The sequence below is a fragment of the Pseudomonas sp. ACM7 genome (genome assembly GCF_004136015.1).
GTDB classification, from domain to species: Bacteria; Pseudomonadota; Gammaproteobacteria; order Pseudomonadales; family Pseudomonadaceae; genus Aquipseudomonas; species Aquipseudomonas frigoris.
Window position 1 is genome coordinate 1277811 of the sequence record NZ_CP024866.1, and the last position, 20369, is coordinate 1298179.

At 59.5% G+C, this 20369-nt stretch carries 18 protein-coding genes and 1 pseudogene; 11 read left to right on the forward strand and 8 right to left on the reverse strand.

What is annotated here, in order from left to right; genetic code table 11:
- The first annotated feature begins 158 nt into the window (after positions 1-158).
- Positions 159-1040 (forward strand): LysR substrate-binding domain-containing protein, encoded by an 882-nt coding sequence (locus CUN63_RS06135; protein WP_129437950.1) that lies wholly within the window; start codon positions 159-161, stop codon positions 1038-1040.
- A 163-nt stretch (positions 1041-1203) separates the two neighbouring features.
- Here the strand turns inward: CUN63_RS06135 and CUN63_RS06140 are convergent, their stop codons facing one another.
- Entirely contained in the window at positions 1204-1818 is a 615-nt protein-coding gene (locus CUN63_RS06140; RefSeq protein ID WP_129437952.1) for an NAD(P)-dependent oxidoreductase, read from the reverse strand.
- Between the two features lie 46 nt (positions 1819-1864).
- Positions 1865-2746: an MBL fold metallo-hydrolase gene (locus tag CUN63_RS06145; RefSeq protein ID WP_129437954.1), complete on the reverse strand. Its 882-nt coding sequence runs from the start codon at positions 2744-2746 to the stop codon at positions 1865-1867.
- 221 nt (positions 2747-2967) lie between these two features.
- Here CUN63_RS06145 and CUN63_RS06150 point away from each other — a divergent pair, with 221 nt between their 5' ends.
- Positions 2968-3873 (forward strand): LysR family transcriptional regulator, encoded by a 906-nt coding sequence (locus CUN63_RS06150; RefSeq protein ID WP_129437956.1) that lies wholly within the window; start codon positions 2968-2970, stop codon positions 3871-3873.
- A 118-nt stretch (positions 3874-3991) separates the two neighbouring features.
- Positions 3992-4213, forward strand: a complete 222-nt coding sequence (locus CUN63_RS06155) for a hypothetical protein (RefSeq protein ID WP_129437958.1) — start codon at positions 3992-3994, stop codon at positions 4211-4213.
- A 9-nt stretch (positions 4214-4222) separates the two neighbouring features.
- On the opposite strand, the gene CUN63_RS06160 is transcribed toward CUN63_RS06155, so the two are convergent.
- A complete protein-coding gene (locus CUN63_RS06160) occupies positions 4223-5119 on the reverse strand; it encodes a helix-turn-helix domain-containing protein (RefSeq protein WP_129437960.1) in 897 nt (298 codons plus the stop codon).
- Between the two features lie 179 nt (positions 5120-5298).
- On the opposite strand from CUN63_RS06160, the gene pobA reads away from it, so the two are divergent.
- Positions 5299-6492: a 4-hydroxybenzoate 3-monooxygenase gene (gene pobA / locus CUN63_RS06165; protein ID WP_129437962.1), complete on the forward strand. Its 1194-nt coding sequence runs from the start codon at positions 5299-5301 to the stop codon at positions 6490-6492.
- Positions 6493-6572: 80 nt separating this feature from the next.
- Positions 6573-8090 carry an MDR family MFS transporter gene (locus tag CUN63_RS06170; RefSeq protein WP_129437964.1) on the forward strand — a complete coding sequence of 506 codons (1518 nt, stop codon included), beginning with the start codon at positions 6573-6575 and terminating at the stop codon, positions 8088-8090.
- Positions 8091-8243: 153 nt separating this feature from the next.
- Here the strand turns inward: CUN63_RS06170 and CUN63_RS06175 are convergent.
- The 4 genes and pseudogenes from CUN63_RS06175 to CUN63_RS06190 form a co-directional block, all read right to left on the reverse strand.
- Positions 8244-8521, reverse strand: a pseudogene (locus tag CUN63_RS06175) (calcium channel protein); the annotation flags it as partial.
- A gap of 275 nt (positions 8522-8796) precedes the next feature.
- A complete protein-coding gene (locus tag CUN63_RS06180) occupies positions 8797-9672 on the reverse strand; it encodes an ATPase (protein ID WP_129437966.1) in 876 nt (291 codons plus the stop codon).
- Between the two features lie 118 nt (positions 9673-9790).
- Positions 9791-10783 carry an NAD(P)-dependent oxidoreductase gene (locus tag CUN63_RS06185; RefSeq protein WP_129437968.1) on the reverse strand — a complete coding sequence of 331 codons (993 nt, stop codon included), beginning with the start codon at positions 10781-10783 and terminating at the stop codon, positions 9791-9793.
- A gap of 54 nt (positions 10784-10837) precedes the next feature.
- On the reverse strand, positions 10838-11731 hold the full coding sequence (locus CUN63_RS06190; RefSeq protein WP_129437970.1) for a LysR family transcriptional regulator ArgP: 894 nt from the start codon (positions 11729-11731) through the stop codon (positions 10838-10840).
- 96 nt (positions 11732-11827) lie between these two features.
- On the opposite strand from CUN63_RS06190, the gene CUN63_RS06195 reads away from it, so the two are divergent.
- From CUN63_RS06195 to CUN63_RS06205, 3 genes are all read left to right on the forward strand, one after another.
- Positions 11828-12229, forward strand: a complete 402-nt coding sequence (locus CUN63_RS06195) for an ACT domain-containing protein (protein WP_129437972.1) — start codon at positions 11828-11830, stop codon at positions 12227-12229.
- 7 nt (positions 12230-12236) lie between these two features.
- Positions 12237-12839: a LysE/ArgO family amino acid transporter gene (locus CUN63_RS06200; protein WP_129437974.1), complete on the forward strand. Its 603-nt coding sequence runs from the start codon at positions 12237-12239 to the stop codon at positions 12837-12839.
- A 176-nt stretch (positions 12840-13015) separates the two neighbouring features.
- Positions 13016-13612 carry a superoxide dismutase gene (locus CUN63_RS06205; protein WP_095133215.1) on the forward strand — a complete coding sequence of 199 codons (597 nt, stop codon included), beginning with the start codon at positions 13016-13018 and terminating at the stop codon, positions 13610-13612.
- A gap of 57 nt (positions 13613-13669) precedes the next feature.
- Here the strand turns inward: CUN63_RS06205 and CUN63_RS06210 are convergent, their stop codons facing one another.
- A complete protein-coding gene (locus CUN63_RS06210; protein ID WP_129437976.1) occupies positions 13670-13921 on the reverse strand; it encodes a DUF6124 family protein in 252 nt (83 codons plus the stop codon).
- Positions 13922-15010: 1089 nt separating this feature from the next.
- On the opposite strand from CUN63_RS06210, the gene CUN63_RS06220 reads away from it, so the two are divergent.
- The 3 genes from CUN63_RS06220 to CUN63_RS06230 all read left to right on the forward strand — a co-directional run bounded on the left by CUN63_RS06220 (position 15011) and on the right by CUN63_RS06230 (position 20341).
- A complete protein-coding gene (locus CUN63_RS06220) occupies positions 15011-17062 on the forward strand; it encodes a bifunctional diguanylate cyclase/phosphodiesterase (protein ID WP_129437978.1) in 2052 nt (683 codons plus the stop codon).
- A 208-nt stretch (positions 17063-17270) separates the two neighbouring features.
- Positions 17271-18617 carry an imelysin family protein gene (locus tag CUN63_RS06225; protein WP_129437980.1) on the forward strand — a complete coding sequence of 449 codons (1347 nt, stop codon included), beginning with the start codon at positions 17271-17273 and terminating at the stop codon, positions 18615-18617.
- A gap of 296 nt (positions 18618-18913) precedes the next feature.
- Complete coding sequence (locus CUN63_RS06230; RefSeq protein ID WP_129437982.1) at positions 18914-20341, forward strand: di-heme oxidoredictase family protein; 1428 nt, start codon at positions 18914-18916, stop codon at positions 20339-20341.
- Positions 20342-20369: the final 28 nt, after the last annotated feature.

A 20369-nucleotide genomic window follows, 5' to 3' on the forward strand; every position in this document is an offset into this window, starting at 1 on the left:
TCTTTGCCCTTCTTGTTCGTTTGAGACGCCGGACCTGCGCAGTGTTTATGATGAGTGGGCAGGTCCAGGGATGACCTCATTGGAACGGGCGACACGTAGCCGCAACAATGGATAAAAAGTCATACTAGCCATGTCCTCACGTCATACCTTGGATCCCAATGAAACGATTGCCTCCCCTGCCGGCGCTGCACACTTTTCTGATTACCGCGCAGTGCTGCAACTTCACCCGTGCTGCTGAACAGCTGTACATCACCCAAGGTGCGGTGAGTCGGCAGATCGCCGGGCTGGAAGAACATCTGGGTTATGAACTGTTCATTCGCCAGGCCCGGGGCCTTGACCTGACTGCCGAAGGACGGGAATGGCTGCCACGGGTCCAGCAGATTTTCGGCTTGATCGACGAGGCGGTGGAGCAGATCGGCGAGAAGCGCGAAACCCTGCAACTCAAGGCCCCGACGTGCGTCATGCGCTGGCTGTTGCCACGGTTGTTGCAGTGGCAACGGGAGCGCCCGGATGTGCCGGTGGAATTGACCACCACGGTCAAACACGGCGTGGATTTTCATCGCGAGCAGTTCGATGCCGCGGTGATGTACGGCGCACCGCCGGACAGCTCATTGGTGTCTCAACATTTGTTTGATGAACAGCTGACGCCGGTCTGTTCCAAGCCGTTGCTCGAAGGTCCGGTGCCGCTGCTGGCGCCGGAGGATCTGGAGCAGCACATGCTGCTGCACCCGACCCGGGATGAACGAGACTGGAAGGCCTGGCTGGCCACCGCCGATATTCGCTTGAGCAATGTCGCCAAGGGTCAACATTTCGAAACGCTGGACCTGGCGATGTCGATGGCATCCCAAGGGACAGGCGTGGCGATCGGGGATTGGTCGCTGATTGGCGACGATTTGAGTGCGGGGCGGCTGGTCATGCCGTTTGAATTGAAGGTGAAGACCGGGTTGGCGTATTACCTGGTTTTCCCCGAGAAACCCGGACCTTCGCCGAAGTTGCGCGAGTTGATGGGGTGGTTGGTGGAGCAGGCTCAGGCGCGGTGAGTCGAAACCCTGTAGCAGCTGGCGCAGCCTGCGTTCGGCTGCGAAGCAGTCGTAAAACCATCCACCGCGGTGTGTCAGAAAAACTGTGGATACCGGGTTTACGACTGCTGCGCAGCCGAACGCAGGCTTCGCCAGCTGCTACAGGTTTGTGGTGTTACGAGGATCAGTACCCGACTGCAAACCTCTGCCGAGGATGCTTTGGCACTTCCACTTCATCCAGCATCGCAATCGCATAGTCAGCAAAAGCAATCCAGCTCCGCCCTTCGCTACTCACCAGCAAATCATCCTTGCCGATCCGAAACGTCCCCGTGCGCTCACCTTCGACAAACTCTGCCGACGGCGACACAAAGGTCCAGTCCAGCTCTTTTTCCTGCCGAAGGTTTTCCAGAAACAGCGCACCCGCGCTGGCCTCAGCCTTGTACGCCTGCGGAAAACCCTCGCTGTCGATGACGCGGGTTCCGTCCGGCAGCAACAGCGAACCGGCACCGCCCACCACCAACAGACGTTTTACGCCGGCCTTCTGCACCGGCTCGATGACGGCGCTGGCGGGAAGGGTCGCGAAGTGCGCAGCGCTGATCACTACGTCATGGCCCGCAACGGCCGCTTGCAAGGCTTCGGCGTCGAGCGCATCCACATTTTTGCTGACCACACCAGCACGCTGGCCGATCTTCGACGTGTCGCGGGCGATGGCGGTGATGCTGTGACCACGACGCAGGGCTTCTTCCAGCAGTTGGCTACCGGCACGACCGGTGGCACCAATGATTGCGATCTTGCTCATGACGTTCTCCAGTTGGCTTAGGTGTACTTGATCGAGTTACGACGGGTTACCACTTCATCTCGCCCTTGGCGACTTTGGCGCTCAGTTCAAGCGAGCTTTCTTCACCCAGCTTCGGGTAGCGTTTTTTCATCGCTGCGATCAGCGCGGCAGCGTCCTTTGCCTTGGCGGTTTCCTCGTCGAACGCCTTGATGTAAACGGCGGTGAACTGCACGGCGGCCAGCGAACGGGCGCTCTCACCGAGGTAATGACCCGGCACGATGGTTTTCGGTTTCAGGGTTTCGATGGCGTGCAGCGTGGTCAACCAATCGGCGTGGGATTGCGGCGTCTGGGTGTCGGCCATCCACACGTGGATGTTTTCTGCGACGACGACGCCACCGACCACAGCCTTGATCGACGGAATCCAGACAAAGGTGCGATCCGGCTGCTTGCCCTCAAGCCCCACTACCTGCAACTTCTGCCCTTCGAGCATCAGGCTGTCGCCTTTTAGTACATCCGGCACGATGGTTTTGGCAGGCACGTCGGCGCCCATTTTCGGCCCCCAGAACGCCAGTTTGCCGTCGACGGTTTTCTGGATGTGATCCACGGTCGGCTGCGAGGCGAGCACTTTGGCGTTGGGGAATGCGGCGGTCAGGGTGTCGAGGCCGAAGTAGTAATCCGGGTCACCGTGGCTGATGTAGATGGTGGTCAGTTGCTTGCCGCTGGCGCGGATCTTCTCGACCACTTGCTCGGCCTGGGATTTGCCAAATTGTGCATCCACCAAAATCGCGTCTTTCTCGCCGCTGACCAACACCGAGGTCACCGGGAAGATCGCCTTGTCGCCCGGGTTGTAGACGTCCAGGGTCAGGCTCGATGCAGCCGCTGCGTGGGCGGCGAAACCGAGGGTGGCGGTGGCCAGCAAAATACGTTTAAGCGAGGTGAAGCCGATCATCTGTTGCTCCGTTGTCGATGGCCAGGGTTGGCCGATGGCTCTGTAGGAGCTGACGAGTGAAACGAGACTGCGATCTTGTGACTTTGCTTCTTAAAGGCAAGATCAAAAGATCGCAGCCTCGTTTCACTCATCAGCTCCTACAGGGGACAGAGCTTAGTTGCATGACTCAGTACAAAAAATGCGATGCTGGGACATAGTTTGTTTCTGAAAGTGAGCAAATGATGGATCGTCTACAAGCAATGCGGGTGTTCGTCACAGTGGTTGACCTCGGCAGCCAGTCGGCCGCCGCCGATCACCTGGACCTGTCACGGCCCGTGGTTTCGCGCTATCTGGCGGAGCTGGAGGATTGGGTCGGCGCACGCCTGATGCACCGCACCACGCGCAAGCTGAGCCTGACCGCTGCCGGCAGTGAAATCCTGCCCCGTTGTCGGCAGATGCTCGACCTGTCCACGGACATGCAAGCCGCCGTCAGCGAACCGGACGAGGCACCACGCGGCCTGTTGCGCATCAGCGTCAGCACTTCGTTCGGTCAGGCACAACTGGCGGATGCCATGGCCGCTTACGTCAAACGTTACCCTGGTGTGAGCATCGATATGCAGATGCTCGACCGCACGGTGAACCTGGTGGATGAGCGCATCGATCTGGCGATCCGCACCAGCAACGACCTGGACCCGAACCTGATCGCGCGGCGGTTGACCGTCTGCCGCTCGGTGATCTGCACCTCCCCCGCTTATCTGCTCGAACACCCGACACCGCGGCGGGTCGAGGATCTGAGCCAGCACAATTGCCTGACCCACTCCTACTTCGGCAAAAGCCTCTGGCATTTCGAGGAGGACGGTGAGCAGGTGTCAGTGCCGGTGCAGGGCAACATCAGCGCCAACGAAGCCAGCACGTTGTTGCGCGCGACGATGGCTGGCGCCGGGGTGGCGATGCTGCCCAGTTATCAGGCGGGCGTGCATATCCACAGCGGCGAACTGATCCGCCTGCTGCCCCACGCCGAACCCCGGCAAATGAACATTTACGCGGTGTATGCCTCACGCAAACACATGCCGGCGGCGTTGCGCAGCATGCTGGATTTTCTGGTGCTCAGATTCCCGGAAGAACCGGCGTGGGATGCAAACCTGTAGGAGCTGCCGAAGGCTGCGATCTTTTGATCTTGATCTTTTCAGAGCCACAGAAGATTAAAAACAAGATCAGAAGATCGCAGGCTTCGCCAGCTCCTACACAACTCACAGGCGCTGACCTATGCTCAAAGTAATACCGAAGGGTATTCGTTCAGAGGTCAACGCCATGAACATCAAAACAAGAAGATACCTCGCGATTTTCATCACCTGCGCGGCCACGCTTGCGCTGTATGGCACGGCGGCCTGGCGCGTCGAGCAGTTGCGACAACTGCCCCGTGAATTCGCGAGCTGTAACTTCGAACGCTGCATTCCCCACAACGCGACCCTCAATGCCCTCAAGTAACGAAGGGGATCAGGCCTCGTTGTCCTGATCGGCCTTCAAGCGGTCGCGAAATGCCTTCGGCGAGATCCCCACTCGACGCCGGAACAGGCGCGTGAAGTTGGTCGGATCAGAGAACCCCAACACGTCGGACATCTCATAAATGGTCATGCTGGTGTAGGTCAGCAAGCGCTTGGCCTCCAGCAATTGACGTTCGTGCATGATCTGCAACGCCGGTTGTCCCGCCAGCTCACGGCAGGTGCCGTTGAGGTGGGACACGGAAATCCCCAGCCGATGGGCCAGGTCCTCGACCTTGACGTGTTGGCGATAGGTCTCTTCCACCAGTTGGATAAAACCGTTCAGATATTCCCGGGCACGCTGCGGACGCTGGCTGGCGTTGCGACGGCAAATCACCTGGCGGCTGACCCACACCATGATCACGCTGACTAGCGAATGCATGAGCATTTCGCGAGCCGGCTGGTGGCCGGTGTATTCGTCTTGCAGCGCTGAAAACAGGCTGTTGAGGTATTCGCCTTGCTTGCCCGCCGGATAACTTTCGGCTTGGGCCAGGGCGTTCACCGAGTTGCCCAGTTGCGCCTGAAGATGGGCGACCAGCGGCGCGGCAAGGGTCACGACAAACCCTTCGACGTCCTCGGAAAACCGATAGCCATGCACCGATAACGGCGGCAGGATCAGGATCGCCGGCTCAGTCAATTGCGTGCGTTTACCTTCGATTTCAAGCTCTGCCTGACCTTTGAATACGAAGAGCAGCTGGCACACATCGGCGTGGCGGTGGGGTTTGATTTCCCATTGGTGTTCGCGGCTGCGTTTGGAAATGGTTTCACAGTGCAGCAAGTCCGGGGTCGGCCAATCCAGGCTTTCACCGTAGAGCTTGAACACTGGAATCGAAGGTAGGTCAGGCTTGTTCATCACTTCAATCCAGGCCTCGGGGGTAGGCGGGCGATAATCGCACCGATTGGCAGAATGTACAGGTATCGGCTCAGTTTTCCCCTTCAATTGACAGACTCGCGAGAGAAAAATGCAAGCACTCGATCCATAAAAATTATTCACCGGCCCTGGTTGCGTGAAGCTTGCGAGTCATAAAAACAATGAAAACGCTGAAAACCCAAATCGCCATCATCGGCGCCGGTCCGTCCGGTTTATTGCTCGGTCAATTGCTGCACAACGCCGGCATCGACACCCTCATTCTCGAACGCCAGACCCCGGACTATGTGCTTGGACGAATCCGTGCCGGCGTCCTCGAACAAGGCATGGTAGAGCTGTTGCGCCAGGCTGGGGTGGGGCAGCGCATGGACGCCGAAGGGCTGGTCCACACAGGCTTCGAACTGGCCCTCGACGCACGCCGGGTACACATCGATCTGCAAGCCCTGACCGGTGGCAAAACGGTGATGATCTACGGTCAGACCGAGGTCACTCGCGACCTGATGGCCGCTCGTCGGGAGGCCGGCGCGCAGACGATTTACGAGGCAAGCAACGTCGTTCCTCACGGGATGAAAACCGAAGAGTCGTTCGTGACTTTTGAGAAGGACGGCGAGCTGTATCGACTCGATTGCGACTACATCGCCGGGTGCGACGGTTTCCATGGCGTGGCCCGGCAGGCGATTCCTGCCGAGTGCCTGAACGTGTTCGAGCGGGTCTATCCGTTTGGCTGGCTGGGGATTCTTGCCGATACCCCGCCTGTTCACGAAGAGCTGGTTTATGCCAGGCATGAGCGCGGTTTTGCCCTGTGCAGCATGCGTTCGGCCACCCGCACCCGCTATTACCTCCAGGTGCCGGCCGACGAGCACGTCGAGAACTGGTCTGATCAACGCTTCTGGGATGAACTCAAATCCCGTCTGCCTGGCGCGTTGGCAGCGTCGTTGGTCACTGGACCTTCCATCGAAAAAAGCATCGCGCCGTTACGCAGTTTTGTCGTCGAACCGATGCAGTACGGGCGGATGTTTTTGGTCGGCGACGCTGCGCACATCGTCCCACCCACCGGCGCCAAGGGCCTGAACCTGGCGGCCAGCGACGTCAGTACGCTGTTCAACATTCTGCTGAAGGTTTACCGAGAAGGCCGTGTGGATTTGCTGGAGAAGTACTCCGAGGTCTGTTTGCGCCGGGTGTGGAAAGCCGAAAGGTTTTCCTGGTGGATGACCTCGATGCTGCACCGTTTCGAGGATAACGACGCCTTCAGTCAGCGCATCGCCGAGTCGGAACTGGCGTACTTCGTCGACTCCGAGGCTGGTCGAAAAACCATTACAGAAAATTACGTCGGCCTTCCGTACGAGGCTATCGAATAGCCTGCTATCGACTTACACTGGCGAGCATCCCCGCTCGCCTTGCTCCTTGCGGGTCAATCACTGTCCGCAGGTTCTAACCCGTGACCAATCTCAACCAGCCTGAAACGCCCAAACCAGCCATTCGCAGCGTGTTGATCGCCCTGATGCTGGCAATCTTTCTGGGCGCGCTGGACCAGACCATCGTCGCGGTGTCGATGCCGGCCATTTCCGCACAATTCAAGGACGTCAGCCTGCTCGCCTGGGTGATTTCCGGCTACATGGTGGCGATGACGGTGGCCGTGCCGATCTACGGCAAATTGGGCGATCTGTACGGTCGCCGCAAGTTGATGCTGTTTGGCATGGGGCTGTTCACGGTCGCTTCGCTTTTCTGTGGCATGGCCCAGAGCATGGAGCAGCTGGTGCTGGCGCGGATTCTTCAAGGCATCGGCGCCGGCGGGATGATTTCGGTCAGCCAGGCGATCATTGGCGACATCGTGCCGCCCCGGGAACGCGGCCGCTATCAAGGCTATTTCAGCAGCATGTACGCCGTGGCCAGCGTGGCCGGCCCGGTACTCGGCGGTTACATGACCGAGTACCTGTCGTGGCGCTGGGTGTTCTTGATCAATCTTCCGTTGGGCCTCGGTGCCTGGCTGGTGGCCAATCGAACGCTGGTGGGTTTGCCAGTGCCACAACGCAAACCGATCATCGATTACCTCGGCACGTTGCTCATGATCATCGGCTTGACCGCCTTGTTGCTGGGCATCACCCAGGTCGGTCAGGGCCATTCGTGGCGCAGCGCCGAAGTGCTGGGCCTGCTCGGTTGTGCGGTGTTGGTACTGGCGCTGTTCGTCTGGCATGAACGCCGGGCGCGGGAGCCGCTGCTGCCGATGCATTTGTTTGCCAATCGCAATGCGATCCTGTGCTGGTGCACGATTTTCTTCACCAGTTTCCAGGCGATCTCGCTGATTGTGTTGATGCCGCTGCGCTTCCAGAGCGTTACCGGCGCCGGGGCCGACAGCGCCGCGTTGCACCTGTTGCCGCTGGCAATAGGTTTGCCGATTGGCGCGTATTTCGCCGGCCGCCGAACCTCGGTGACCGGGCGCTACAAACCCATGATTCTGACCGGGGCCCTAATCATGCCGATCTCGATTCTCGGTATGGCGTTCAGTCCTCCCCAGGCCTTTGTGCTCAGTAGTCTGTTTATGTTGCTCAGCGGGATCGCTAGCGGCATGCAGTTCCCGACTTCCCTGGTTGGAACGCAGAATTCGGTGGCACAACGGGACATCGGTGTCGCCACCAGCACCACCAACCTGTTCCGCTCACTGGGCGGCGCGGTGGGTGTGGCCTTGATGTCAGCCCTGCTGTTGGCGTTGTTACAGGACTCAAGTTTTGCCCACCTGGCCGGCTCTTCGATGATTGCCGAGGGCAGTTCGGGGAACGTCTTGCTCGATGGTTTGAACGCCGCGCCGGGGGATGCGCAGAACGCCTTGCGCGCCGAGCTGCTGCTGACCTTTCAACATTTGCTGATGGTCAGCGCGGCGGTATCGCTGCTGGGGCTGGCGGCGGCGGTTGCCATGCCGAATATGGTGTTGCGGGGGCGCGAGGATAAGGTTCGATAGACGGACCGAGTCGCCTGCATTCGCGAGCAAGCCCGCTCCCACATTGGATCTCCGTCGTACACAAATGCTGTGATCACTGAAGATCTACTGTGGGAACGGCGGTGCGACGATTCGACTTGCTCGCGAAAGCGGTGTGTCAGGCACCGCCATTCAAGGGCTGTAATACCCGACAGCCACCAGAAAATGCCCGACCTTTTTCAGGTAGGCATGCTTGTCCTCGACCTTGCCGTCGGACCAGTTCTGCCAGCGGTATTCGGCCCGAGCATCACGCCCTTGGTGTCGACCACGAACACGTAACGATCCTTGTCGACAAACTCGCCCTGACGGCTGAAAGCAGCGAAGGCCTTGTCGCCATTGTCGTGGTAGTACGCCAGGGCTTTTTCCAGCAGGGCTTTGGCAGCCTGGCTGTCGTCCTTTTCCGTGCCGGCAGCTGAACCTGGCCTCGTTCTTGTTGGTGTTCAAGAGCGTAGACGGCTTGGGATTTGTACGAATATTCAGGAAAGCACAGAGCGAGCAGCTGTCGAAGGCTGCGTTCGGCTCTGTAGCAGCTGTCGAGCCCCAGCGAGGCTGCGTTCGGCTGCGAAGCAGTCGTAAATCAATCAACGCGGTGCTTCAGGTAAACCGAGTTAATTGAATTGACGACTGCTGCGCAGCCGAACGCAGCCTCGCTGGGGCTCGACAGCTGCTACACAGGCCGGTTGAAGGCTCACTGCCTTGCGCGCAGCTGCTGCTGCAAATTCTGGATCTGCGCCTGAAGGGTGTTGATGTTGCGGGTGACCTGGCTACGGAAGGCGTCGAACTCGGCGGTATTGGTCCCGCCTGGCGTCGCGGCCGGGCGATTGTCCTGTTGGCTTTTGAGGACAATGACTTCCTGCTCCAGACGCTCGATGGCGGCGCTCGGGTTGCCTTGTTTCTTCAGTGCAACGATGTCAGAGCCAAGGCTTTTTAGCTGTGCGTCGAATTTGTCTGTGTCCGCCGGGTTGCTTTTCAGCACGGCTACATCGCTGTTCAAGACTTTGACCTGAGCCTGCAATTGAATGGTGGCGGCCTGTTGTTCGGTGCCTTGCGCGGTTATCTGCGCCAAGCGCTTATCCAGATCGGTGGTCTGTGCACTCATCTGCGCCAGGCGTTTGTCCAGATCGGTGGTCTGGCCGACAACGCCTTGCTGTTGTTTGCTTTGATCCTGGAGCTTGCTTTCCAGCTGTTTGATTTGCAGCTTCAAGGCCTCGCTGTCGCTGCTGACGTTGGTCTGACTGGCGACAACCTTGCCGGAAATGTCCTGCAAGCGCCCCGCCGCATCCTCACTGATACGCGCGAAACTTTCCTGGGTCGCCACCAATTGCTGTTCCATCAGCGAGAGCTGCTGGAAGCTCCACCAGGCAAGGCCTGCAAAAGCAAAGAACAAGGCGCCAACCAGCGCCCACAGCGGGCCGGTGCTCGCGCTTTTGACTTTGACGACTGGCGCGGGCCGCGAATGCACGGTGGTACGAGCAGTGGGCACAAAATCATCGTCGTCGAGGCTGTCGGCACGCAGGCTCGGTACATCGTCGAAGTCGTCGTTGGCATCGTTACGCATGGACATTGAGTCAACCTTTGTGGAACGCGGTGATGGCTTGATGCGGCGCAGTATAACCCCCACTGCCGCATCGATTGACCCTCAACCCTGAACTCGGTTCAGTGTGGCGGCGCTAACCCGCGCGTCAGCGGATGTCCTGGGCCTTCCACCAGCCGCAGAATTCATCGAGGGCGGTCCAGAGACTGACTTTCGGATCGTAGTCCAGATAATGCCGGGCGCGGCTGATGTCCAAGGTGAAATTTTTGTTCATCACCTGCATGCCCAGGCGCGACAGGGTCGGTTCGGGACGACCCGGCCACAACTTGCACACCCCCTCGTTGAGCGCCGCTACGGTGTAGGCCAATCCGTAGGAACGGTAGCGCGTGACCTGTGGGACTTCCATCTTGCGCATCACGTAATTGACCACGTCCCACAACGGCACTGGCGTGCCGTTGCTGATGTTATAGGCCTTGCCCAAGGCCGAACCACTGGCCAGCAAACTGCTGAGCAACGCTTCATTGAGGTTTTGCACGCTGGTGAAATCAACCTTGTTCAGGCCGTTGCCGATGATCGCGAGCCGTCCTTTACGCTGCATTTTCAGCAGCCGCGGAAAGATGCTCATGTCACCAGCCCCCGTCACGAAACGCGGGCGCAGGGCCAGGGTTTCGAGGCCGAACTCCTGAGCGCCGAAAACCTTTTGCTCGGCCAGGTATTTGGTCGCGGCGTAGGGATGCTTGAAGCGCTTGGGCACCTGTTCTTCGGTCAGACCCAGATGATCGCGGCCATCGAAGTAGATCGACGGCGACGACAAGTGAACCAGTCGCCGAACCCGCTGTTTCAGGCAGGCCTCGACCACGTTTTCCGTGACCTGCACGTTGCCTTGATGGAAGTCCTGATAACGCCCCCACAAACCGACCGCACCGGCGCAATGCACCACGGCTTCGACGTCTGAGCACAGGTCGCGTGCCAGTTCCGGGTCGCTCAAGTCACCCTGGGTGAACTCGGCGCCACGGCGCACCAGATGCTCCACACTTTCGGCCCGGCGACCGTTGACCCGCACGTCCAGGCCCTGCTCCAGGGCAAAACGCGCAAAGCGCCCGCCAATGAAGCCGCTTGCGCCGGTAACCAGAATCTTCATGAATTGCTCCGAATATTTCGTTTTGCGTATTTCGTCAGGTCTTGACGCTGCCCGTCAGTCCAACGGCACCAGCCATTGCTTCGACGAACGCACCAACTGATCGGTGAGTAACCCCAGCAACTGACCGCCATTGCGCCAATGATGCCAGTACAGCGGCACATCGATCGGCTTATCGGGCAAAAGCTCCACCAATGCGCCGCGCTCCAGTTGCTCGCGCACCTGCAGTTCAGGCACCAGGCCCCAACCGAGTCCCGCTTCCGTGAGACGGATGAAGCCTTCGGACGAGGGGCATAAATGGTGTTCGAATCCGCCATCGACGCCGAGGGACGCGAGGTAGCGATGCTGTAGGAAATCGTCCGGGCCAAACACCAACGCGGGGGTTTTCGACAACAGATCGGCGCGTACACCTTCAGGAAAATGCCGGGCGATAAATGCCGGGCTGGCCAGCGCACGGTAGCGCATGGCCCCCAGCAAAACGCTGCGCGCGCCGGCCACCGGGCGCTCGCTGGCGCAGACGCACGCCGCGACTTCACCGGCGCGCATGCGTTTGAGGCCGACGGTCTGGTCTTCGACCACCAGATCCAGCAGCAGATGCTGTTCCGCGCAAAAATCCCCGACCGCCACGGCCCACCACGTGGCGAGACTGTCGGCATTCAAGGCGATGCGCAGACGCTCCGGCAGGCCTTCTTCGTCGAGTGCCGGCACCAGTGTTTGCAAGTCCCGTTCAAGTAAACGCACCTGCTGCACATGGTTGAGCAGCCGTCGGCCGATTTCGGTCGGGGCCGGCGGTGTCACCCGCACCAGCACCGGCTGGCCGACCCGCGCCTCGAGCAATTTGATGCGCTGGGAGATCGCCGATTGCGACAAACCGAGCACCTGAGCCGCACGTTCGAACCCGGCCTGCTCGACCACCGCGGCCAAGGCAGAAAGCAATTTATAGTCGAACATCAGTTTTCCTAATGAGCGATCAGCATGATTGGTTTTTCTTATACAGCCTGACACCGGAGAATGGCCAGCAAGAACTCTTGAACAAGGATCATCGACATGGCTGGCGAAACTTCATTAGCAACCTTGCTGCGCAGCATGAGCCCGCAACTCAACGTCGGCGAATACGTGTTCTGCACCCTGCGCGACGGCCAGCTGCCAGCAGGCCTTGAGATTGTCGGCAGCTTTCGCGAGCAGGAAGGTCTGACGGTGATTCTGGAACGTTCCCACGCCGAGAAGGCGGGTTTCAGTTTCGATTACGTCGCGGCCTGGATCACCTTGAACGTGCACTCGGCCCTCGAAGCCGTCGGCCTGACCGCCGCGTTCGCCACGGCATTAGGCCAGGCGGGCATCAGCTGCAACGTGATCGCCGGCTATTACCACGACCATTTATTCGTCGGCCAGGCCGATGCCGAACGCGCCCTGCACGTGCTGCGGGATCTGGCGGCCAACGCGGAGTAAACACCTTATGTGGCAAAGCTATGTGAACGGCCTGTTAGTGGCCGCGGGGCTGATCATGGCGATCGGCAGTCAGAATGCGTTTGTGTTGGCTCAGAGCCTTCGGCGTGAACATCACCTGCCCGTGGCAGCACTCTGCGTGACCTGCGATGCCTTGCTGGTGGCCGCCGGAGTATTCGGCCTGGCGACGGTGTTGGCGCAGAACCCGACGTTGCTGGCAGTCGCCCGCTGGGGTGGCGCGGCGTTTCTGATTTGGTATGGCAGCCTGGCGTTGCGTCGGGCCTGCTCGAAACAGAGCCTGCAACAGGGCGAAAACCAAACGGTGCGCTCGCTGCGCGCGGTGATGCTCAGCGCTTTGGCCGTAACGCTGCTTAACCCGCACGTTTATCTGGATACCGTGTTGCTGATCGGCTCTCTCGGTGCCCAACAAACAGAGCCCGGCGCTTATGTGGTGGGCGCGGCCAGTGCGTCATTGCTGTGGTTTTTCACCCTGGCGCTGGGCGCGGCGTGGTTGGCGCCATGGTTGGCTCGGCCAAGTACCTGGCGAATTCTCGATATGCTGGTGGCGGTCATGATGTTCACAGTGGCCTTTCAATTAATCGTCGCCAGCTGATTATTCCAAAAGGCTCTGGAACCTCTATTCCACACAGTTGTTGCGTGGTTATGCCGCACCCCCGGTGCTATGATCCGATCCGATGCGCCGCAAAGAGTACAAACTCCCCGGCGCTTGTCTGGCCGCCCGTGATCGGCCTTGCGCTCACCGCAACTGACCTGATTAGGAGAATCATCATGGCTTTCGAATTGCCGCCGCTGCCTTACGCACACGATGCCTTGCAGCCGCACATTTCCAAGGAAACTCTGGAATACCACCACGACAAGCACCACAACACCTATGTCGTGAACCTGAACAACCTGGTGCCAGGCACCGAGTTCGAAGGCAAGACTCTGGAAGAAATCGTCAAATCTTCCTCGGGCGGTATCTTCAACAACGCCGCTCAGGTCTGGAACCACACTTTCTACTGGAACTGCCTGGCGCCAAACGCCGGCGGTCAACCAACCGGCGCACTGGCTGACGCGATCAACGCAGCCTTCGGTTCGTTCGACAAGTTCAAGGAAGAATTCAGCAAGACTTCCATCGGCACCTTCGGTTCCGGTTGGGGCTGGCTGGTGAAAAAGGCTGACGGTTCCCTGGCCCTGGCCAGCACCATCGGCGCCGGCAACCCGCTGACCAACGGCGACACCCCGCTGCTGACCTGCGACGTCTGGGAGCACGCTTACTACATCGACTACCGCAACCTTCGTCCAAAATACGTCGAAGCGTTCTGGAACCTGGTCAACTGGAAATTCGTGGCTGAGCAGTTCGAAGGCAAAACCTTCACCGCTTAAGATCGACGCCAGTCAAAAAACCCGGCTTTGGCCGGGTTTTTTATTGCCTGGAGAATGTCAGGTCGCCTGCGGATCGACGATATCCAACGCCCGATTAACGGCTAAGTCCGCCAACATGACGATCTGCGCAATGGCCAACGCCGTACTGCGCTGGGAGCCGGTCAGGTAGGTGGCGAAATCACTGGCCAAGACGTTGGCTGAAGCCAATGACTCACAGGCGTGAGCCAGGAGGGATTCGGTATCCATGTCTGGGGCAATCATGAACATGGGATCGGGTTTGTAGGGTGGGTCTGGGATTAATTTATCCACTTACATTTCCTTTTGAGGTGTGCGCCATCGATTCCCGATCTCACTCGAAGAAGAGGTGGCAGCTATGTGCAGGGTGAGATCACCGGCAAAAGGAACCCGGCCGGACCGAAGTCCGCCCGCACACAGCCGCCATAAAACATCGCTGACAGCCTCAAGCTGCCGGCAATTATGGAGGGCCTTGCACTGGTTTCCAATTGCTTAGTCTGGGATCTCACACCCGGTCGCAGATTTTTTCAGCGACCCCCAAAAGGTTATTGAACCCACTTCCTACGGGCAACCTGAAAACCTCGTGGGAAAGGTCTGGTTTTTTTACCGCTGTTTAAACGGGCGCATCCGTTGCCTGTGCGGCCGCCATCGCGAGCAAGCTCGCTCCCACAATGGATCGGGCACGCCTTTCGCTTCTCACCACTCAACAGGCCGAGCGTTAGCTCGCCTGCAGCTCTTGATCTTGATCCACCCGCCCCTTCGGGAGGCTGAGTGGAGGTGTTCATCTGGGGGGCAGGCGCGCAGCGCCGTTCGACGAAGTCGAACACATCGAGAGGAGGTCGAAGCGAAGCCGGCCGGAGGCGATGCCCCCAGATGAATGCCGGAACGAAGGAACGCCGAGCCTAAGCGAGGGGCCGGACGCTTGGGGCGAGACCTTTGGTTACTTTGGGGCGTTTGCCAAAGTGACACGCCGTAAGGGCGGAACCATAGGTGGCCGTTACCGCAGAAATGGATATGTACTCGGTCAACCAACAGCTTGGTCGGCTGACAGGCCGCCATCGCGAGCAAGCTCGCTCACACATTCAAAACGTGTACATCCGCAGAAACCAGGGCGATTTCCCACGATGAAACCAGCCTTCAGCCCCTTGCCCCAACGCCACAGCCGTCTAACATCAACCAAACGGAAAATATGTCCAAATCCCCCTCAAGTTGAAGGACTCAACAACCGACACAGTACAAATAGCGCAAATACTCCCAACGACAGCATTTCGGCCAAGCTACAGGCAAAACCCCATGTGATTGATTGTCCCTTTGACTGCCATCACCGGATTGCCAATACTCACGGCAACTTGACGCTACCCGCACGGAACAAGGAATGACTCTTTGAAGCTGGAACTCAAGAACAGCTTGTCGGTGAAGTTGCTTCGGGTCGTGCTCCTCTCGGCATTGATCGTCGGTGTGGTCTTGAGCTGCGCGCAGATCGTTTTCGATGCCTATAAAACACGCCAGGCCGTGGCCAGCGATGCCCAACGCATCCTCGACATGTTCCGCGACCCCTCGACCCAGGCCGTCTACAGCCTGGACCGGGAAATGGGCATGCAGGTGATCGAAGGCCTGTTTCAGGACGACGCTGTGCGCAAGGCCTCCATTGGCCATCCCAACGAAGCCATGCTCGCGCAAAAGTCTCGCGAGCTGCAGCATTCCGACAGTCGCTGGCTGACCGACCTGATCCTCGGCAAGGAACGCACCTTCACCACCCAACTGGTGGGTCGCGGCCCTTACAGCGAGTATTACGGCGACTTGAGCATCACCCTCGACACAGCCACCTACGGCCAGGGTTTCATCGTCAGTTCGGTGATCATCTTCATCTCCGGCGTGTTGCGTGCGATGGCCATGGGGCTGGTGCTGTACCTGGTCTATCACTGGCTGCTGACCAAGCCGCTGTCGCGGATCATCGAACACCTCACGGAAATCAATCCGGATCGCCCCAGCGCACACAAAATCCCGCTACTCAAGGGGCATGAAAAGAACGAACTGGGGATCTGGATCAACACCGCCAACCAGTTGCTCGAGTCCATCGAGCGCAACACCCATTTGCGCCACGTAGCGGAAAACAGCCTGCTTCGCATGGCTCAGTACGACTTCCTCACCGGTCTGCCGAATCGCCAGCAATTGCAGCAGCAACTGGACAAAATCCTGGGAGACGCCGGCAAGTTGCAACGTCGGGTCGCGGTATTGGTGGTCGGCCTGGACGATTTCAAAGGCATCAACGAACAATTCAGCTACCAGACCGGTGACCAACTGCTGCTGGCCCTCGCCGATCGCCTGCGAGCTCACAGCGGACGCCTTGGCGCCCTCGCCCGCCTTGGCGGCGACCAGTTCGCCCTGGTTCAGGCCGACATCGAACAACCCTACGAAGCGGCCGAACTGGCCCAAAGCATTCTCGATGACCTGGAAGCGGCATTTGCCCTCGATCATCAGGAGATTCGCCTGCGCGCCACCATCGGCATCACCCTGTTCCCCGAGGACGGTGACAGCACCGAGAAACTGCTGCAAAAAGCCGAGCAGACCATGACCCTGGCCAAGACTCGCTCGCGCAACCGTTATCAGTTCTATATCGCCAGCGTCGACACCGAAATGCGCCGCCGTCGGGAGCTGGAAAAAGACCTGCGCGACGCCTTGGCCCGTGACCAGTTGTACCTCGTCTATCAGCCGCAGGTCAGCTATCGCGATCACCGGGTGGTGGGTGTCGAGGCGCTGATTCGCTGGCAGCATCCCGAGCACGGGCTGGTCCCGCCGGACTTGTTCATCCCCCTGGCCGAGCAGAACGGCACCATCATCGCCATCGGCGAATGGGTGCTGGATCAGGCGTGCAAGCAATTGCGCGACTGGCATGACCAGGGTTTCGTCGACCTGCGCATGGCGGTGAATCTGTCCACAGTGCAGCTGCACCACGCCGAGTTGCCACGGGTGGTCAACAACCTCCTGCAGATGTACCGCCTGCCACCGCGCAGCCTGGAGCTGGAAGTCACCGAAACCGGCCTGATGGAAGACATCAGCACGGCCGCACAGCACCTGCTGAGCCTGCGCCGCTCCGGTGCGCTGATCGCGATCGACGACTTCGGCACCGGTTACTCGTCATTGAGCTATCTGAAAAGCCTGCCGCTGGACAAGATCAAGATCGACAAAAGCTTCGTTCAGGACCTGCTCGATGACGACGATGATGCGACCATCGTTCGGGCCATCATCCAGCTGGGCAAGAGCCTGGGCATGCAGGTGATTGCCGAAGGCGTGGAAACCGCCGAGCAAGAGGCCTACATCATCTCCGAGGGCTGTCACGAAGGTCAGGGCTATCTCTACAGCAAGCCGCTGCCGGCGCGGGAATTGAGCGCGTATCTGAAACAGGCCCAGCGCAGTAACGCGGCTATTTTGTAGAAAATCAAGAGATCGCAGCCTCGTTTCACTCGACAGCTGCTACAGAGTGAAACGAGGCTGCGATCTCTTGATCTACGACACAACTCCCGCCTGAATAAGAAATATTTCCAGGTACAGCCCTTTACAGATAATGCGAAAGATTTGCATTATGTCGCAGTTTTGCGCGCTTGCTGCGCCATTCCACCCTTCTCGAAGCAGGATGTTCGCCATGATTCGTATGCCTCTGGCTACCGCCAGTCTGTTGGCCATCGCTATTTCCCTCGCCGGTTGTGGCGAAGGCAAAGACAAAGCTGTCGCTGCGCAAGCACCGACTCCGGCCGCCAGCACCACGGCCCCGGCGGCTGCACCTGCCGCTGCCAGTAAAGTCGATGAAGCCGCGGCCAAAGCCGTTGTCGCGCATTACGCCGACATCGTCTTCGCCGTTTACAGCGATGCCGAATCCACCGCGAAGACCCTGCAAACCGCCGTCGACGCCTTCCTCGCCAAGCCGAACGCCGACACCCTGAAAGCCGCCAAGGCTGCCTGGATCGCCGCCCGCGTTCCTTACCTGCAGAGCGAAGTGTTCCGCTTCGGCAACACCATCATCGACGACTGGGAAGGTCAGGTGAACTCTTGGCCACTGGACGAAGGCCTGATCGACTACGTCGACAAATCCTACGAGCACGCACTGGGTAACCCGGGCGCCACGGCCAACATCATCGCCAACACCCAGGTTCAGGTCGGCGAAGACAAGGTCGATGTGAAAGACATCACCCCGGCAAAACTTGCCAGCCTGAACGAGCTGGGTGGTTCCGAGGCCAACGTCGCCACCGGCTACCACGCGATCGAATTCCTGCTCTGGGGCCAGGACTTGAACGGCACCGGCCCTGGCGCCGGCAACCGTCCAGCTTCCGACTACCTGGAAGGCAAAGGCGCAACCGGCGGTCATAACGATCGTCGTCGCGCTTATCTGAAGTCCGTGACCCAACTGCTGGTCAGCGACCTGGAAGAAATGGTCGGTAACTGGAAGCCGAACGTGGCCGACAACTACCGCGCCACCCTGGAAGCCGAGCCAGCTGAATCCGGCCTGCGCAAAATGCTGTTCGGCATGGGCAGCCTGTCCCTGGGCGAACTGGCGGGCGAGCGCATGAAGGTTTCCCTGGAAGCCAACTCCCCGGAAGACGAACAGGATTGCTTCAGCGACAACACCCACAACTCGCACTTCTACGATGCCAAAGGCATTCGAAACGTGTACCTGGGCGAATACACCCGCGTCGACGGCACCAAAATGACCGGCGCCAGCCTGTCGTCCCTGGTGGCCAAAGCCGACCCGGCTGCCGACACCGCGCTCAAAGCCGACCTGGCGGCGACCGAAGCCAAGTTGCAGGTCATGGTCGATCACGCCAACAAGGGTGAGCACTACGACCAACTGATCGCCGCCGGCAACACCGCTGGCAATCAGATCGTCCGCGACGCTATCGCTTCCCTGGTCAAGCAGACCGGTTCGATCGAAGCCGCCGCTGGCAAACTGGGCATCAGTGACCTGAACCCGGACAACGCTGATCACGAGTTCTGATCAACGCTGGCTGAATAAAAAGGCGACCTTCGCAGGTCGCCTTTTTTATCCCTGCCCAAAATAGGGTTTCACACCGGTCAAAATGTGGGAGCGGGCTTGCTCGCGAAGGGGCCATCACAGACAACATCTCCAGTGCGGCAAACACCACTTTCGCGAGCAAGCCCGCTCCCACAGGGGATTGCGGTTTTCCAGAAAAACCCTGCTCCACATCAACCAAACGATAATTCCTCTTATTCAATCTCCCCTGCCCTGTTAGACTTTGCGCCCCTTGTTTTGCTCGTCCTGCAGGATGTCCGATGCCCTCGCTGCCTCTTCGCTTGTCCGCACTGTTTCTGGCCCTGGGCCTGAGTGCCTGCGATGACGCCCCGCGCTTTACCCAAGCCGAACCCGGTGAAGCCCGGTCCGGTGGCAGCGCAACCGTGCGCAAGACCGATCAGAACTCATTTTCCCTGCCGTCCGCCAATCTGCCGCCGTCACGGCGCGTGGACTTCAGTGTCGGCAACAGTTTTTTCCGTAATCCCTGGGTGATCGCGCCGTCGACCACCACCGCCCGGGATGGCCTCGGGCCGTTGTTCAACACCAACGCGTGCCAGGGCTGCCACATCAAGGATGGCCGCGGTCATCCGCCCACGCCTGATGCGCAGAACGCCGTGTCGATGCTGGTGCGCCTGTCGATTCCCGATACGCCGGCGTATGCCAACGTCATCAAGCAACTCGGTGTCGTCCCGGAGCCGGTCTACGGCGGACAATTCCAGGACATGTCCGTGCCGGGTGTCGTGCCGGAAGGCAAAGTGCGCGTCGATTACACGCCCGTTCCGATTCGCTTCAAGGACGGCACCGAAGTCGAGTTGCGCAAACCGACGTTGCAGATCACCCAGCTCGGCTATGGCCCGATGCACCCTGACACCCGTTTCTCGGCCAGGGTTGCACCGCCAATGATTGGCCTCGGCCTGCTCGAAGCGATTCCCGACGAAGCGATCCTTGCCAATGCCGAGGCTCAGGCAAAAGACAAAAACGGCATCGCCGGACGCCCGAACCGGGTCTGGGATGACGCGCAGCAAAAAACCGTTCTCGGGCGATTTGGCTGGAAGGCCGGCCAACCAAACCTCAATCAACAGAATGTTCATGCGTTTTCCGGTGACATGGGCCTCACCACAAGCCTAAGACCCGTTGATGACTGCACCGACGCGCAAACCGCTTGCAAGCAAGCGCCCAACGGCAATGGCCCGGATGGCGAGCCGGAAGTCAGCGATAACATCCTGCGTCTGGTGCTGTTCTACAGCCGTAACCTTGCCGTACCGGCCCGCCGCAATGTCAGCGTCCCCGAGGTGCTGGCCGGCAAGACTCTGTTTTTCCAGGCCGGATGCCAGTCCTGCCACACCCCGAAATACACCACCGCCGCCAACGCCGCAGAACCTGAACTGGCCAATCAAGTGATTCGCCCTTACAGCGATCTGCTGCTGCATGACATGGGCGACGGTCTGGCCGACAACCGTAGCGAATTCCAGGCCAGTGGCCGCGACTGGCGCACCCCGCCGTTGTGGGGCATCGGCCTGACACAGGCGGTCAGTGGCCACACCCAGTTTTTGCACGATGGCCGCGCCCGCAATCTGCTCGAAGCCGTGCTCTGGCATGGCGGCGAAGCAACAGCGGCGCAACAACAGGTTTTGTCTTTCAATGCCGAGCAGCGCGCTGCGTTGCTGGCGTTTTTGAATTCTCTCTAAACACTTTTCGATAAGAACCGGGAGCCCG

Excerpts from the sequence above, each read along its gene's own strand:
- CUN63_RS06135 (WP_129437950.1), top strand. The coding sequence starts at position 159 with ATGAAACGATTGCCTCCCCTGCCGGCGCTGCACACTTTTCTGATTACC.
- CUN63_RS06140 (WP_129437952.1), bottom strand. The coding sequence starts at position 1,818 with ATGAGCAAGATCGCAATCATTGGTGCCACCGGTCGTGCCGGTAGCCAA.
- CUN63_RS06145 (WP_129437954.1), bottom strand. The coding sequence starts at position 2,746 with ATGATCGGCTTCACCTCGCTTAAACGTATTTTGCTGGCCACCGCCACC.
- CUN63_RS06150 (WP_129437956.1), top strand. The coding sequence starts at position 2,968 with ATGGATCGTCTACAAGCAATGCGGGTGTTCGTCACAGTGGTTGACCTC.
- CUN63_RS06155 (WP_129437958.1), top strand. The coding sequence starts at position 3,992 with ATGCTCAAAGTAATACCGAAGGGTATTCGTTCAGAGGTCAACGCCATG.
- CUN63_RS06160 (WP_129437960.1), bottom strand. The coding sequence starts at position 5,119 with ATGAACAAGCCTGACCTACCTTCGATTCCAGTGTTCAAGCTCTACGGT.
- pobA (WP_129437962.1), top strand. The coding sequence starts at position 5,299 with ATGAAAACGCTGAAAACCCAAATCGCCATCATCGGCGCCGGTCCGTCC.
- CUN63_RS06180 (WP_129437966.1), bottom strand. The coding sequence starts at position 9,672 with ATGTCCATGCGTAACGATGCCAACGACGACTTCGACGATGTACCGAGC.
- CUN63_RS06185 (WP_129437968.1), bottom strand. The coding sequence starts at position 10,783 with ATGAAGATTCTGGTTACCGGCGCAAGCGGCTTCATTGGCGGGCGCTTT.
- CUN63_RS06190 (WP_129437970.1), bottom strand. The coding sequence starts at position 11,731 with ATGTTCGACTATAAATTGCTTTCTGCCTTGGCCGCGGTGGTCGAGCAG.
- CUN63_RS06195 (WP_129437972.1), top strand. The coding sequence starts at position 11,828 with ATGGCTGGCGAAACTTCATTAGCAACCTTGCTGCGCAGCATGAGCCCG.
- CUN63_RS06200 (WP_129437974.1), top strand. The coding sequence starts at position 12,237 with ATGTGGCAAAGCTATGTGAACGGCCTGTTAGTGGCCGCGGGGCTGATC.
- CUN63_RS06205 (WP_095133215.1), top strand. The coding sequence starts at position 13,016 with ATGGCTTTCGAATTGCCGCCGCTGCCTTACGCACACGATGCCTTGCAG.
- CUN63_RS06225 (WP_129437980.1), top strand. The coding sequence starts at position 17,271 with ATGATTCGTATGCCTCTGGCTACCGCCAGTCTGTTGGCCATCGCTATT.
- CUN63_RS06230 (WP_129437982.1), top strand. The coding sequence starts at position 18,914 with ATGCCCTCGCTGCCTCTTCGCTTGTCCGCACTGTTTCTGGCCCTGGGC.